The organism is Peribacillus sp. 05N428 (assembly GCF_056397085.1).
Genome location: NZ_JBFTMS010000068.1, coordinates 1 through 14,823 on the forward strand (window position 1 = coordinate 1; position 14,823 = coordinate 14,823).

General features: G+C 37.6%; 11 protein-coding genes, 15 tRNA genes and 1 rRNA gene. All 27 read left to right on the plus strand.

The window, feature by feature from the left end; all coding sequences use genetic code 11:
* The first annotated feature begins 33 nt into the window (after positions 1–33).
* Positions 34–149: ribosomal RNA gene (gene rrf, locus AC1DIV_RS28395) — 5S ribosomal RNA — on the plus strand.
* A 9-nt stretch (positions 150–158) separates the two neighbouring features.
* Positions 159–233: transfer RNA gene (locus tag AC1DIV_RS28400), tRNA-Asn, on the plus strand.
* Between the two features lie 5 nt (positions 234–238).
* A tRNA-Ser gene (locus AC1DIV_RS28405) sits at positions 239–330 on the plus strand.
* Positions 331–339: 9 nt separating this feature from the next.
* Positions 340–414, plus strand: a tRNA-Glu gene (locus AC1DIV_RS28410).
* 15 nt (positions 415–429) lie between these two features.
* Positions 430–505: transfer RNA gene (locus AC1DIV_RS28415), tRNA-Val, on the plus strand.
* Between the two features lie 102 nt (positions 506–607).
* Positions 608–681 (plus strand) — tRNA-Met (locus tag AC1DIV_RS28420).
* 5 nt (positions 682–686) lie between these two features.
* Positions 687–762, plus strand: a tRNA-Asp gene (locus tag AC1DIV_RS28425).
* Positions 763–774: 12 nt separating this feature from the next.
* A tRNA-Phe gene (locus AC1DIV_RS28430) sits at positions 775–850 on the plus strand.
* Between the two features lie 7 nt (positions 851–857).
* Positions 858–933, plus strand: a tRNA-Thr gene (locus AC1DIV_RS28435).
* 16 nt (positions 934–949) lie between these two features.
* Positions 950–1,033 (plus strand) — tRNA-Tyr (locus tag AC1DIV_RS28440).
* 9 nt (positions 1,034–1,042) lie between these two features.
* A tRNA-Trp gene (locus tag AC1DIV_RS28445) sits at positions 1,043–1,116 on the plus strand.
* Positions 1,117–1,133: 17 nt separating this feature from the next.
* A tRNA-His gene (locus AC1DIV_RS28450) sits at positions 1,134–1,209 on the plus strand.
* Positions 1,210–1,244: 35 nt separating this feature from the next.
* Positions 1,245–1,319, plus strand: a tRNA-Gln gene (locus tag AC1DIV_RS28455).
* Between the two features lie 3 nt (positions 1,320–1,322).
* A tRNA-Gly gene (locus AC1DIV_RS28460) sits at positions 1,323–1,397 on the plus strand.
* Positions 1,398–1,406: 9 nt separating this feature from the next.
* Positions 1,407–1,480 (plus strand) — tRNA-Cys (locus AC1DIV_RS28465).
* Between the two features lie 8 nt (positions 1,481–1,488).
* Positions 1,489–1,569: transfer RNA gene (locus AC1DIV_RS28470), tRNA-Leu, on the plus strand.
* A gap of 155 nt (positions 1,570–1,724) precedes the next feature.
* Positions 1,725–2,693, plus strand: coding sequence for a tyrosine-type recombinase/integrase (locus AC1DIV_RS28475; RefSeq protein WP_477577877.1), 969 nt, complete (start codon positions 1,725–1,727; stop codon positions 2,691–2,693).
* 400 nt (positions 2,694–3,093) lie between these two features.
* Positions 3,094–3,963 (plus strand): hypothetical protein, encoded by an 870-nt coding sequence (locus AC1DIV_RS28480; protein ID WP_477577878.1) that lies wholly within the window; start codon positions 3,094–3,096, stop codon positions 3,961–3,963.
* A gap of 97 nt (positions 3,964–4,060) precedes the next feature.
* Complete coding sequence (locus tag AC1DIV_RS28485) at positions 4,061–5,410, plus strand: hypothetical protein (protein ID WP_477577879.1); 1,350 nt, start codon at positions 4,061–4,063, stop codon at positions 5,408–5,410.
* Positions 5,411–5,852: 442 nt separating this feature from the next.
* Complete coding sequence (locus AC1DIV_RS28490; RefSeq protein ID WP_477577880.1) at positions 5,853–6,308, plus strand: hypothetical protein; 456 nt, start codon at positions 5,853–5,855, stop codon at positions 6,306–6,308.
* Positions 6,309–6,879: 571 nt separating this feature from the next.
* On the plus strand, positions 6,880–7,458 hold the full coding sequence (locus tag AC1DIV_RS28495; RefSeq protein WP_477577881.1) for a tyrosine-type recombinase/integrase: 579 nt from the start codon (positions 6,880–6,882) through the stop codon (positions 7,456–7,458).
* A 947-nt stretch (positions 7,459–8,405) separates the two neighbouring features.
* A complete protein-coding gene (locus AC1DIV_RS28500) occupies positions 8,406–9,452 on the plus strand; it encodes a PIN domain-containing protein (RefSeq protein WP_477577882.1) in 1,047 nt (348 codons plus the stop codon).
* A gap of 806 nt (positions 9,453–10,258) precedes the next feature.
* Positions 10,259–10,702, plus strand: a complete 444-nt coding sequence (locus AC1DIV_RS28505) for a helix-turn-helix domain-containing protein (protein ID WP_477577883.1) — start codon at positions 10,259–10,261, stop codon at positions 10,700–10,702.
* 614 nt (positions 10,703–11,316) lie between these two features.
* A complete protein-coding gene (locus tag AC1DIV_RS28510; RefSeq protein ID WP_477577884.1) occupies positions 11,317–11,565 on the plus strand; it encodes a helix-turn-helix domain-containing protein in 249 nt (82 codons plus the stop codon).
* A 13-nt stretch (positions 11,566–11,578) separates the two neighbouring features.
* Entirely contained in the window at positions 11,579–12,433 is an 855-nt protein-coding gene (locus AC1DIV_RS28515) for a hypothetical protein (RefSeq protein ID WP_477577885.1), read from the plus strand.
* A 385-nt stretch (positions 12,434–12,818) separates the two neighbouring features.
* The gene (locus AC1DIV_RS28520) at positions 12,819–13,724 is read left to right on the plus strand and encodes a hypothetical protein (protein ID WP_477577886.1); all 906 of its coding nucleotides are present in this window, start codon (positions 12,819–12,821) and stop codon (positions 13,722–13,724) included.
* 255 nt (positions 13,725–13,979) lie between these two features.
* Positions 13,980–14,606 carry a hypothetical protein gene (locus tag AC1DIV_RS28525; RefSeq protein ID WP_477577887.1) on the plus strand — a complete coding sequence of 209 codons (627 nt, stop codon included), beginning with the start codon at positions 13,980–13,982 and terminating at the stop codon, positions 14,604–14,606.
* The last annotated feature ends 217 nt before the right edge of the window (positions 14,607–14,823 follow it).

The following is a 14,823-nucleotide window of genomic DNA, read 5'->3' on the forward strand; positions in this document are numbered from 1 at the left end:
AATAATATATGTCTTGAAAAAATGTTAACATTGTTTGGTGACGATAGCGAAGAGGTCACACCCGTTCCCATTCCGAACACGGCAGTTAAGCTCTTCAGCGCCGATGGTAGTTGGGGGTTTCCCCCTGTGAGAGTAGGACGTCGCCAAGCTTATATTGTTCCGCAGTAGCTCAGTGGTAGAGCATTCGGCTGTTAACCGAACGGTCGTAGGTTCGAGTCCTACCTGCGGAGCCATTATTGGAGAGCTGTCCGAGTGGCCGAAGGAGCACGATTGGAAATCGTGTAGACGGGTAACCCTGTCTCAAGGGTTCAAATCCCTTGCTCTCCGCCATTTATACCTGGCCCGTTGGTCAAGCGGTTAAGACACCGCCCTTTCACGGCGGTAACACGGGTTCGAATCCCGTACGGGTCACCATTTAGACAACATATTGGAGGATTAGCTCAGCTGGGAGAGCATCTGCCTTACAAGCAGAGGGTCGGCGGTTCGATCCCGTCATCCTCCACCATTTTCAATAAGATCAGGTTGTTTCTGCATAAAGGATTGATTATTCAACCCATTGAAACGCTTAACACGAAAACTTGATGCAAAATAGCAACATTATTACCGTCGCGGGGTGGAGCAGTCCGGTAGCTCGTCGGGCTCATAACCCGAAGGTCGCAGGTTCAAATCCTGTCCCCGCAATCTATGGTCCCGTGGTGTAGCGGTTAACATGCCTGCCTGTCACGCAGGAGATCGCGGGTTCGATTCCCGTCGGGACCGCCATTTTTATTGTTTGGCTCAGTAGCTCAGTCGGTAGAGCAAAGGACTGAAAATCCTTGTGTCGGCGGTTCGATTCCGTCCTGAGCCACCATAGTAGTGCCGGTGTAGCTCAACTGGTAGAGCAACTGACTTGTAATCAGTAGGTTGGGGGTTCAAGTCCTCTTGCCGGCACCATGTTTCATCCATATGCGGAGGGGTAGCGAAGTGGCTAAACGCGGCGGACTGTAAATCCGCTCCTTCGGGTTCGGCAGTTCGAATCTGCCCCCCTCCACCATTTTATTACAGGGGTATAGTTTAAAGGTAGAACAGAGGTCTCCAAAACCTCCAGTGTGGGTTCGAGTCCTACTACCCCTGCCAATTTAAATTATATAATGGCGATTGTGGCGAAGTGGTTAACGCACCTGATTGTGGTTCAGGCATTCGTGGGTTCGATTCCCATCAGTCGCCCCATTTTAAAAAATATGATATAATGATTACAACGTTAATGGGCTATAGCCAAGCGGTAAGGCAACGGATTTTGATTCCGTCATGCGAAGGTTCGATCCCTTCTAGCCCAGCCATATGCGAAAGTAGTTCAGTGGTAGAATACAACCTTGCCAAGGTTGGGGTCGCGGGTTCGAATCCCGTCTTTCGCTCCAAAAAACGTTGGCGGCATAGCCAAGCGGTAAGGCAGAGGTCTGCAAAACCTTTACCACCGGTTCGATTCCGGTTGCCGCCTCCAACATACATGCCGGTGTGGCGGAATTGGCAGACGCGCACGACTCAAAATCGTGTTCCTCTGGAGTGCCGGTTCGACCCCGGCCACCGGTATCAAAAGAAGTCGCCTTAAATGCGGTGACGTCAGCGTTCTCTACTTCGGTAGGGAACGTTTTTTATTTGCGTAAATTACACGACTCGCCGTAAATTATCGTACGCAGTCAATCGTGTGCGTAGTATCGCTAACTAATCGGAATGAGGCGATATTTATGGCACGTCGTAATAATCAACTTAATCAACGCGAAATGAAAGTTATCCAATCCGAAGTAATCCCCGATAGTTTCAACTTTGAAGAACTCTTCATACTATTCCTTCAAGACGGAAATCTGCGTAATTTGCGTCCTCATACATTAACCTATTACTCTAACGAATTAATGTCGTTTAGAAAGGCGTTAGAAACGCTAGAACTCGACACAACGCCGGCGAAGATTAAACCGGATCATATTAATCAATTTATTATCTACTCGAAGGATGTTCTGGAGTTAAAGATTGTTTCGATTAATACACGGCTTAGGGCGATAAGAGCGTTCTTTAATTTCGCGTATAAGCACAGCTATATCCTAAAGAATCCCTTCGCTAACATTCAGCTACTTAAAGACCGGCGGACTGTTATAGAAACGTTTACTCGCGAACAAATACATAAGCTACTTAAATCTACAGACTTAAGGACTTTTACTGGCGTACGTGATTATACGATAATGCTGCTGCTCCTAGAAACAGGCGTCAGGGCATCAGAATTGATTGGTATAGAAACGGATGATATACGGTGGGAAGACTCGATGATCCTTATACGCAATACTAAGGGGCATCGTGAGCGGTTAGTGCCTTTTCAATCGAAGATGAGGGCTCAGCTAAAGAAGTATCTTTCTATCCGCGGTAAGTGTGAAACGGATTCTCTGCTTGTGACCATGGACAATACTGCGCTTTCTAAACGTCAATTACAAAACAGAATTTCTTATTATGGGGAAAAGTCCAAGATCAAAAATGTGCGTTGCTCTTGTCATACGTTCCGTCATACCTTTGCGAAGATGGCTGTTAAACAAGGTGCTGGAATCTTTGAACTGCAGCAAATTCTAGGACATACCTCTATGGAAATGGTTAGAATATACGTCAATTTATATAGTGATGATGTTAAAGAAAAGCACAAAGAATTTTCACCTTTAAAGTATCTACTATAAAAATACAAAAAGAGCGCCGGTTGCTGTAACAACCGAACGCCCCGCACTGATTTCTGATTACTTATAGTTTACTGAAAAAAACTGCCTTTAGCAAGGCTTATTCAGTTATGCCTTTTTTCGGATACTATAAGCGCGGGCTGCGTCTCTTTTACGAAAGGGATCTAGAATCATGTCGAAAATAAGTATAGAAACTATGTCCATGTCCACAATCCAAGCAGAACACGCAGGCAACATCACCTATTATAAATCCCTATCAAAATTCGAATCTCTCGAAGCATTCAACGCACATTATCGCAGCTTAACTTATACATATGCGGAACTACTCGAGCAGAAACCGTCCTACAAGGCTATTCTAGAGGTTTTATTTCAAAGTGCACCTAAAACTATCGGAGTGCCTTTCATGAAACGTGAAACGCTTGCAGAGAAAGCCGGAGTGTCTTTGCGTTCCGTCGGAAACTTCCTAAAGGCTGCCGCCGATACTTTCGGTATTACAACACTTAAGCAGCTCGGCAAAAAGGACAAGCGTTACGGCGGGTATGCGTATCTAGTTTACGTGTTCTGTCCCTTATCAAATTTACGTCAGCATCCATCAAATGAAGTTGCCCAAGCACCTTCCGAAAATGAAGATTGCACAGCGTCTTGCACAGCGTCTTTGCATAGCGTCGAGAGGCCGAAAGTCTCAGAGCACCAAGCGATTGAGGGCGATATTTCGGCTCCGAATCAAGACTCTTTTAAGCAAGGTTCTCCTTCGGAAATAAAAGATATTAAATACAAAGTACAAGACACCGTCGGTAAGCAAATAACAACTATCGAATATACTTCTCCTTTCGATAAGGACATCGATATGCTACTAACCGGATACGGAATACTTGAAAGGATCCAAATTCAAAAAACTATCGAAAAAACTTTAAAGAAACGTAATCTATTATTTGCTAATGCGAAAATGTCCGTATTGAAAGCGCTAGAAACTTTAGTGTATTTCCAACGACAGGCTAATCGCGGTCTATTCGCATTCAAAAAAGGTATTCATCCATTTCTAACTTATAACCTTAATCTAGCAATCGATGAAGACTATGAAATACAGGTAAACGAAGAGTACGACCGAGCAATGAAAGTCGTATACTCTACCTACAACGACTTGGAAAGCGAAAAGCGACTTGAAGGTTTCTTTAATCAAGTATTACACCAATCTTTTAAAGAGCAAAAAAAGTTAGACGAAAAAGGGGACTTCTTTGCGGATTCTTATACATTAATTCCTAAATTAAAGTGAGATTAAGGGTATAATAAATTAACTATGTTAAATTGTTCTATTTATTGTTAAATTATGTGTGTTCGATAAGAGGAAAGTAGAGAGGAAGATATGGCTATTGACTAATATTGATACATTAATTGGAAAAATAAAAAATATACTGGACAATAAATCACCTAATGATATCGAACTTGAGGAACTAGGAATTTTATCGTTTGAAATTTTTAATGAATATAATTACCGTCCTTATTTTACGAGTATAGAAGCGAACAGTCTTATTGGAAGAAGAGGAGGTGATCAGTTTACTGCAGAACAAATTAATCCCCTTTTTTTTAGAAACCCTGAGAGGGTAAAGTTTCTACTAGAATATATTAAAATTAAGCCACTATTAGATATGTTGAAAAAGAGTAGCTATAGTCTTCCTCAAGAAAGAAAAGAAGATTTCCCCAATTTTATTGACTCTCTCTTTTCTAGATATACTGGGGAACTTAATACCATATCTTCGGATTTTTTCCTAAAAGAAGAAATGGATGCTGTTACGGATCTTTGTAAAATGATAGTTGAATCATTGAACCATTATTATGCTGGATATCCAAATTTATCTTATCAGAGTATTGATAAGGGAATGGTTATTGTAAAGAAGTATGCCGATGAATTTATCGGTTCACCAAGAAGCCATGATACATATCGCATGCGCGTAGGTAATAACCATACTTTTAGTAAAACTGAAATGTTCCATATTCCGTTTGAATTAAGGGGCCTAGTCTCTACTCAGAGATATAGTATTCCCGGACTACCGTGTCTTTATTTAGGGAGCTCTGCATATATTTGTTGGGAAGAGATGAACAAACCAGATCTAAACGTTATCCAAACTTCAATGTTTGCAATAAAGCCTGATAGTAATATGAAATTTCTTGACTTGGGTTACCCTCCCGATATAGTGAGCGAAGGGTTTGAAGAAATGCTCAGTAAGGCATATGGGAGTGATAACTGGTCTAATTTAATAAATTCTATTAAAGGTTATGTGGTAATTTGGCCATTAATCGCAGCGTGTTCAATAAAAGTAACTAATAAGAATGATGCTTTTAAACCTGAATATATTATCCCTCAACTGCTTCTCCAATGGGTAAGGATCACTAAAAATTACGATGGTATAATATATTTCTCTGTAGCATCTAAGTTGCTGACAAGAAGTAATTTTCACCTCTATCTTAACTACGCAATACCTGTTAAAACTAAGGGGTTAAATGGACATTGTGAGACATTAAAAGAAAGCTTTTGGGTAACTGATGCTGTTCCTTGGCAGGTATTCAAGCTATACAAAGATTCAGGTTTGGGCTTTATTATAGATACAAAACAGGCAGTAGAGTTTGAAATGATTCCAAAAACAAAGATATTGTACCATAAGACCGACTTTGCGAAATTAGAATCTTTTTTAAAAACACAGCGTCCTATTAGCATAACTTGAGATTATTAAATTCAAAAGTTTACTGAAATTTGGAATAAAGCTCGTTAGGCTAAAACTATGGGAGGTATTATTGCAGGGGAGTCAATATTTGATATATTTTAGGATTCGTCTTAGTTATACATTACAGAAGAACTTGTTTCCGAGCAGTTTTCTGTCTGTATGATGTCGTACGCGTTATTTTACATTTGACGCTACGAATGAACACTTATTTACCGTATAGAAAGAAAAATGCCTTTTTTCTTGTGTTTTCACAGTTCATATTACCTCAGCCCTTGCTTTTGTTTAAACTGGTAAATATTATACATTTTTCGGGAACGAAATCGAGAGCCTGGGACAAAATGCGGAAGCTTTGGAACTACTTAAAGGTTTATGTATTTTTAGGAACATATGGTAATATAAAGATAAAAATAATACGAACAGCCTTGTGAATGGAGGGAATGAAATGTCTATTATGGATTGGCTTTCTATCATTGCTATAGTCTTTTCTATTGTAGCTTTTTTACTAAGTTGGAAGTGGGCAAGTGATTCAGATAGGAACTTAAAGGAAATACGTAATGTTGCAGAAGAAACTAAAAAAGGTGTAGATGAGCGGACGCGTGAAATTGAGCGCCGAGTAGAGGAACGAACGCGTGAAATTGAACGTAGATTAGAAGAAAGTATGAAAAATAACGAGCGGATAGTTGAAGATCGAACAAAGAATATTGAACGAATAGTTGACGTGAAAACTTCAAATATTGAGCGAATCCTAGAAGATAGATTGCGTGATTTACTCGATAGAGCAGCACCGAGAGCAGAGGATAAAGTAATGACAGATTTAATGCCTCAAATAATGGAACAAGCATTTAAAGACCCTCAAATGATGAAGACGTTAATAGCGCTAGGAAATCAGTCGAAATAGTAAACCATGACAAACTATTGATACTGACAAGTCTTGATTCAAGCTTCTCCAGGTTTTGACCTCATTCATCTATTGAATTATTAAGTATATTTGGTTTACGAAAGTTTACAAAATAGTGGAAATCAGGGTGTTTGTCTACTCATTTAGGGGTTCCTAAAGAGGTTTTCAAACTCATGGGGTCAGAATAACGGGAGTATCCTTGAGGAATTTGACTTCTATTTCTTCGAGCATCGTTCCGATGACTAGGATCTGTCTAACGAGGGAGGACGAATGGAACGTGACGTTTGTTTGCAGCTCCACGCATTCCTCGTGACATCAAAATGAGACCGTATAGGTAATACTCAACTTAGGTCGTGAAGAAGGTCGAGGAAATTCTCGGCTTTTTTTGTTACTTAGAATGGGACACAATGTAATTAAGTCTCATTTAGTAAACCCTACTCATCCTTACTGCGACAAGGGCTCAAGGTGATCACAAAGGATATTCTCTAAAGCCACTTGTTTTTTAAAGAGACATAATTTACAATATAATTATATTAAGTCTCATTCGAGGATTAACGGAGGATTTTAAAAAATGGAATTTGTAGAGCCAATTCGTGACCGAAAGAAAATAGCAGCGATGAAAAAATTACTGACAAGCAGCCCGAGAGATTACTTACTTTTTACTATCGGAATAAACACGGCTTTTCGTGTATCCGATTTACTCTCTTTGCAATTTAGTGACGTGATGGATATGAACGGGAATCTTTTCTCGCATTTTACTTTGAAGGAAACTAAGACGAAGAAGAATAATAAAGTAGCAATGTCAAAGAGTGTCCAAAGGACATTGACCGATTATATAAAGAATTATTATAAAGGAAATCTCGAAGACTATCTTTTCCAAAGTCGAAAGAAAGATAGGGACGGGAACTCGCAGCCAATTAATCGAAAATCAGCGTGGAGGATTATCCAAGAAGCTGCAGAGCAACTCGGGGAAAAGAACATCGGCTCCCACAGTCTGAGGAAAACCTTCGCATATCATGCGTACCAGAATGGAACGGACATTGTTTTACTTCAAGAGATGCTTAATCACTCGAGCCCCTCCGTGACGCTACGATACATAGGTATAACACAGGATGAGAAGGATAGAGTAGTCAAAGCGTTAGATTTATAGTGCGGTATATTTGGCTCTATTTATATGGCCTAATAAACATCATTATAGGGTTATACCGGGTAATAGAAGACGATAGCCCTCGTGTGGCATGCGCCTCATATGCGTACGGGTAATTGATATTCGGTGTTAGTCTCTAAGCTAGATAAGAAGCTATACCTCTCCGGATATACATAGGTTTATCTCTCCACCGCATAGTGTGTATATGGTCTTATATTAAGACACAGGGTTACGACTATCTTTCATATTGGTCAAACGTTACTTTGTCATCGGAACAGAGAAGAACTCTCTAGGATTACCGCCTTCTCAAAATAACGAGAGCGAGGTGTTCTTTTTGCATGAATCTATTCATCGAATACAAAAAATAAACGACGTAAGAATGCGGATTGAATGAATGTATAAAACAATCAACTAAACTATTCGCATTGAGACATCGAACGAAGCCCGAAGAATCAATGTTCTCAAGGAATGTGAAATGTAAACTCTTCGCAGTTGTTTTACGTTATTCATGCTCATTTTCTGCATGAGAACACACGGCATGGCGGCAAGTCCAGCCGAAAACCATTTCCCCCAGAGGCCCCGCCCCCAAAGGACCCAAACAGTTATAAATATTTAATAACGCTATTTTTCACCTCGGGTGGTTGTCGATTGCTTTTACTCATATGTGAGTCTCCAAAATGTTAAAAACAACCTAACGTAACTTAACTTATGTACAATTTTATACTCTCCTATATTCTAATTATTTTAATACCATAGATTACGAGGATTGCCTCGAAAAGTAAAAAGTAACGTGTAGTAACGAATTTTCATCCTTTTAATTTTGCCCTGGTAAACGATATAGTTGTTTTTCTTGTTGGACTAATGGGGCAGGTTAGTTGAACAAAGAGAGGATATAGAAGTCTTGAGGTAAATTATGAAAAGCTATATACTTGCGAAAAGGTGGGTTTTATATGACGAATGTTTTTATAGATACACAAGTTTTTGTACATAAGAATTTTAATTTTAAAAATGATTTATTTCAGAGGCTTATAAATGCTTCTGAAGATGGACTAATCTATATATATTTAACGGATATAATAATAAATGAAATAGAATCCAAAATTTATGAACAAGTATATGAAAAGACAAAAAACAGTCATACTAAATTTACAAAAGAGGCAAAAATATTAAAGAATTTAAGTGGATACAGTCATACTTTTGATATAGCAGAAAGTTTAGATCAAATATATAGTGATTTAATAAAACAGTTCAAACAATTCTTAGTGGATGCAAGTGTGAATATCATTTCTATAGACAATGTTTCTCCAGCATTAATTTTTCAAATGTATTTCCAAGGTATTCCCCCTTTTAGCAAAAAGAAGAGGGATGAATTCCCTGATGCATTTTCATTAGTAGCTCTTGAAAATTGGTTTAAGCAAGCTGATGAAAAAATATCCATTGTAAGTGATGATGAGGATCTCAAAAATTACTGTGAAGAGAGCCATACCTTAATATATGAAGCTTCTCTTGAATCCTTGTTTGATAGCCTAACTAAGAATGATAATTTTAAGCATCAATTTATCATATCAGTATATGATGCTAATGATGATAAAATTGAATCTAACATAATAGACGGCTTTGAGGAGCACTGGTTTATATTAATAGGAGAGGAGGGGGAAATTGAAAAAGTTGATGTTCAGTTCATTGAATTAGATGAAGATCCTTATATAATTGATTTTGATGAAGAAGGAGAGGATCTTGCAACAATAGCATTCAATGCTAGCGTTTCATTCTGTGCTGATATTTCTTATGTCGACTATTCAAATTCATATTATGATAAAGAAGAGGGAAAGTATTTGTTTTTGGAGACTGTTAACACAGAGATTAATGATGTAGTTACTGTTCCAGTATTCATGAAAATTAAATATAACTATGATAATAAAGAAGAGTTAGAAGTATACAGTATCTCCCTTAATGAAGGTGAATCGATCGAGATTGTATTACATAATGAATATTAAAATTAAAAAACTAGAAGGCCTCGTTTTTTGAGGTTACTAGATACATTAGCGGGAATTTTTTTCGCATTGCTCCCTCCTTAGTCAATTCTTATTTATCTATCTTTGCAAAAATATTAATCCTCAGAATCCTTTTACATTTGCAGGGTGGTACAATATTACATTTAATCATTGGTTTACAGCAATTGATTTTAATGAAAAAGAAAATAAAGAGTTAACCAGAGACTACTATTTGTTAGGAGTCCATTAAATCAGAGATAATTATAATTCTGACGGATATTGAGGATTGTATTTCCAGTTTTATCAACCTAACTCATGGACAACGTGTTGGAAATACAGATTTAGAAACCTACAGTGCTGGTATCATTCAGTAAAAAAAATTATGCGATAAGTTGGATGAAATAATGCGTGATAAATATAAGTATTATCAGTTAGAATATCACTATAGTTTTAGAAAAGAAAACAAAGACAAATAAGGGACCCTTTTGGGTTCCTTATTTCGTACTTATTGATCAGGACAAAAATTCCAAACTCACAATTGTTCCTTCTAATTTTAAATTCGTAAGTTGTACAATTTTAATTGTTTGAGACTCAAACACGTTGTTTTAAGATTTTGTACATAAACTATCGGGTGTGTTAGGCACTATATAAGACCACAATAAGTGGTCTCTTTTGTTTGTTCAAAAAACTCCCTAATTTATTATATGGCCATATTCCTTTTAAAATTTTGTCGCAATATATTTTTTTTTGCGCTAAAGGATGCGAGAGGCTAGAAAGCTTTTCTAATTAATCTTTTAGGAGGAAACACAATGGCGATCTACGATAAGAAAAAAAAGTATGAAGGAATGACATTCTACAAACGTCCGAAAGATACGAGATATTATCTATATCTGGAGGGACTAAACGCAGGAACTCTTATGATATACGATATTATCTGCGACTTTTTTAATACACAGCTAGGGTATGCGTTCCCGTCTCAATATAGGTTATCGCTCGAGAGCGGAATGGGTCGAGATACAGTCGGGAATCATGTCAGGAAGCTACTTAAATATGGACTTATCGTGGTTCAAGAGGAAAAATCGAGCCGTGCTTATAATAGACTTCGATATATTCCGCAAATGCCGTTAGACAAGGGGGAGCTATTCCGAAAGTATCCACAAGCTCGCAAAAAATATGAGAAGGCAGAGAAGAAAGTCGAGGATCGATACGCAGAAATAGAGACGATAACAAGTCCGAACGACCTTCGTTTCTAATTCTAAAGATACGCCGTGTGGGATTTTAGAAAATCCATGCGGCTTTTTTCTATTTAGCATGTCGGAATTTCCTACCATATCTAGACTTACTTATCTAGACTTATACAACTAGACTTAAAAGATTGCACTCGCAGTAAACTGCTTGCGCAGATATAAAATAATAAAAGAATACGCATATGCAAGAAAAGGAAAGCGGAGGGAAAGTATATACGAAGAATAAAAAGAGAACGAAGAATAAAACGATATCATCCACTCCGCCCGCCTCTCAACTCTCTTTCGTATCCCTCTTCTATTATGCGTATCTCACATATAATCACAGTCGATTAAAGTCGAGTTCCTTCTGTTTAAATGAGGAACGACATCTTATTGAAGTCGTTAAAGAGATTCCGGTAAAAATATTTCCGTGACTATACATTTTAACAAGGAGAATACGCTATGTAAGAGAGAGGGTATTAACCCTTTCCGTTCCTGTATTTCTGCTTCTGTCTCCGCAGAGTACCGAATAACTGCCTCCTTAGGTTATTTACATTAACTCTGCGGATCTCAAAAATCCACATGGAATTATTTTTTTACTAGATTGGTAATGAAATTTCCAATTAGAAAGGAGGAAAGTAATGCATATAACACACGACGAATTAAGGTTATTCCGCAATTTACACGGAGCAACCTTTAAGCAGGTCGCAGAGAAAACTGGATTTTCGCCAACATCAATTCTACGTTATGAGCGTGGGGAAAGGCTTATCCCGCAAGGCTTCGCTGAGGTCTTTTTTGAGCACTTCTCAGTTACTCCGAATTTTAGGACGGATGTAATGCTGCTCAGAGCTATCATAAGGAACAACAAACAACATATTAAAAAAATCTAGGAGGAAATAAATTATGAACATCTCAGAAATGAAAGAACGCATCGGATACGTACACACACTAAAACAAGAAAGCACGGGATTTTTCCGTCAATTGCTAGAGGAATACAGAGAGAAGCGAGCATCTATCATGCGAAATCATGATTTATCCGAAAAAGGACGCCAAAAACAAATCGCTAAACTTCAAATGGTTTACGAGAAAAAAGTTCTCGAATTATCAAAGGGACTTCAAGAAGAGAGGCACAAGGCAGCGCATGAAATTAAAGAAGCTGCGGAAACAATCCTCCTAAGCGACATCCCGCACGTGGATCCGAAGAAGCAAGCGTTTTTCGATCAGAAAGCCGAGCAGCTTACTGCTGCCGTGAAATTCGCAGTTACGCCAGATCGAGCAAAAGAGGCTCTCGAGCAGCTCGTTGATTTAGGAGACGAGGCAGGGCTAGCAAATCAGGTCAAAGGGAAGATTCTTGCTCTATCTGATCATATAATCGAGCTGACACCGCCTGCCGACCGTCCAGCAGCTCGAAAACAAATAGGAGACTTATACAATAAAGCATTAAGGAACGCCCGCCCAGAGGGCAGCAGAGAAGCCGCAGACATTTTAGAAACTGCGGAATCATTCCTCAACTCGTCCGGATTCTCGCAGGCGGTAGACATCGGAATGCGTGAGATATCACTGGATGCCTCAACGTACCTACACAATCCAAACGACAGGCTTGCTCTTATAGGTGCAGTAGAGTCAAGCTCGCAAGGGCAGAAGGGGAACGGAATGCAGGCGCTTCAGGAGCTCGCAGAAAAGGCGAGACGCACGGGCAAAATGGAGGACAAGATCGCATATACGCGCAAAAAAAGAGCTCTAGATGTACAAGCTTAGATAACGAAAGCATTAAATAGGACTACACTATATAGAAACAAATAAAAACATAACGGAGCCATTCGCTTTTTTTCATGCGGTGGCTCTTTTTATCTAGGAGGAAAAGGAACTTTTTTTGACTATTTAGGTAAAACATTTACTTGTTGAGGGGGGATTAACTATTCAATGACGAATATATATTCTATCGTCTAGGTAGATAGGTGTGAGGAGTTATGCTGGATATAAAGGAAGTAGTAAAAGATATGAGTTAGTCTGAGGCAGGGAGTACTTTAGCGCAGATATTTACGAATTTTAACAGAGTCGACGGAATCAAATATACGTATATGTAAGCAGTAAGTTTGAGGATATAGAGTTACCGTTGAAGTAAAAGATGGGGGTGTATTCTTTGGATTTATTAGAGGATTTAAATAATATTTTACAAATAGAATTTAAAAAACTAGGATATCAAACACAAAAAAAAGATACCCATGATTTGTTAACTGCGTTATTTAATTTACAAGACAAAACAGTTAGTATAATGAGAAGAAGTGTTCATATTTCCAACGAATTAAGAGCTAAAGAAATTGAGAAACCTTACAATGATTATTTGAAACAAATAAGAAATAAATTTAAAAATGGTAAAGATATTAATCCTCATTTGAGTACAATGTCTGTGAAACCTCTTAAAAAAGACTTACTATTATACGACTGGGGAATCCATCATCTACACCTAAACAATAAACTGAATGATAAAGGTTTCATTGAGAGATCAGATTATATTTTATTTTTTGTATTAAAAGAAGATAATGTTTATTTCATAGATGTCACTAAACATAAGTTGGAAGATAGAACAGAATTTTCACAACAACATCTACTAGGAATTGTGAAAAGAAATTGGGCGCATTTATTAGAACCCTTCAAAGCAAAAGGATTTCCTGGTTTATCAGAAAAAATTGATGACAAAAGTCATTCATTGTTGAGGAATTCAGGGGTAGCAACATTAGTTGAAGTTGATGGAGAGGTATTTGGTCTAATTGGTGGTGGAATTTCTACTGCGAAGACAAATATTACTCATACACGAAAGACACAGGAGATATTTAGAAGTTTAAGATCATTAGAGGATAATTTAAGAAAAAGACAAAAAAGCTTAAAAGAATTAACTAGCGAATTTAAAATTCCGTCAATTGAAGCAGATTTCAAATTAATCTTAGAAGATAAATCCTTTTATATTGTAGAAAGTCATTCAGAAAATAAGATAATTGAGGCTAAAGGACTGTTTGACCAAATTTTTGGACACTTGATAAATCATTGAATGTATTCATAAAGGAACGAATTATAATTTTCTTTATAGTCCAGTTCAGAAGAGGTTGTGAAGGTGGGCACTTAAATTAACGGGACAGTTAGTAGAGGAATAGAGGAAATGCTACAAAAAAAGAACAAGAAAAATACATAGAAGTATTTACAGATATTTGATAATGTAGAAAATAATATATTGTAGAAAACGTTTTATATCATTAACGGCTGTCATTCCTAACCATAATTAAAAGTAGAAAGTAGTGTTGTAAAGTTGAGTCCATCTTTATCTTTATCAATGGTGTTTGCAGGTGCTGCCCTTGTAGGAGCTTCAGTTCAGTTTTTTCAGTTGAAGAAAGAAACAAAAGATGAAAATAATGATGAAATTATTAACTCTCAAGAATATAAATTATTCAGGGATTCTATTTTTAATGCATTAAAATTATCGAGTATTAATGATATTACTGACATAAAAAATATATATCTTGGATCAGGTATATCCAAATTAAATAAAAAGGATTATGATATTACTCATCTTCTCAGAATCTTTATTGTAGATCTTTTGTCTGGAAGGTTCAAGGCTGAAGAATGTGAAATAAATAATTGGAAGAGTAAGATAACAGCGTTTATACATAGATTCGAAGAATCATTACCATATGAGGATTTGCCTCAAACTGAACGAAGTATTTTAACTGATATTGACTCGTTTCTTGAGTTAGATAACAAGGAATCAGTCAAGAGAAAGATAAGCGAGTTAGCTAGAATAATAAAAACTCGCGAAGAGTATTTAAATAAACTTGAGAGGTCTAACAAGAATTCAAATAAAGTCGCAGTAATTGGTATTGTGTTAACAGTTGTGTTTGGATTCCTTCCGTTTGTTTTGCCTTTTCTACAAAAATGAATGGATGGATAGTACAAATCTTATAAAGTTAACAGGTGCGTTAACTGATGATTGGAGCTGTCTTTTAAGCAGCTTTTTCTTGTGTGCCAGGCATGGCATCTATCTAGGTGGTGAAAGTCCACTGTGGGGGTACACATCGACCAACCACTAAGGAAGCGCAAGGTACTTATCGTGAGGTAAGGGCTGGAGGAAGCGTGGAATAAAATCTTGGCTCGAC

What these genes read in the sequence shown, in the direction of transcription:
- AC1DIV_RS28475 (WP_477577877.1), top strand. Translation starts at nt 1,725, where the DNA reads ATGGCACGTCGTAATAATCAACTTAATCAACGCGAAATGAAAGTTATC.
- AC1DIV_RS28500 (WP_477577882.1), top strand. Translation starts at nt 8,406, where the DNA reads ATGACGAATGTTTTTATAGATACACAAGTTTTTGTACATAAGAATTTT.
- AC1DIV_RS28480 (WP_477577878.1), top strand. Translation starts at nt 3,094, where the DNA reads ATGAAACGTGAAACGCTTGCAGAGAAAGCCGGAGTGTCTTTGCGTTCC.
- AC1DIV_RS28515 (WP_477577885.1), top strand. Translation starts at nt 11,579, where the DNA reads ATGAACATCTCAGAAATGAAAGAACGCATCGGATACGTACACACACTA.
- AC1DIV_RS28490 (WP_477577880.1), top strand. Translation starts at nt 5,853, where the DNA reads ATGTCTATTATGGATTGGCTTTCTATCATTGCTATAGTCTTTTCTATT.
- AC1DIV_RS28495 (WP_477577881.1), top strand. Translation starts at nt 6,880, where the DNA reads ATGGAATTTGTAGAGCCAATTCGTGACCGAAAGAAAATAGCAGCGATG.
- AC1DIV_RS28505 (WP_477577883.1), top strand. Translation starts at nt 10,259, where the DNA reads ATGGCGATCTACGATAAGAAAAAAAAGTATGAAGGAATGACATTCTAC.
- AC1DIV_RS28510 (WP_477577884.1), top strand. Translation starts at nt 11,317, where the DNA reads ATGCATATAACACACGACGAATTAAGGTTATTCCGCAATTTACACGGA.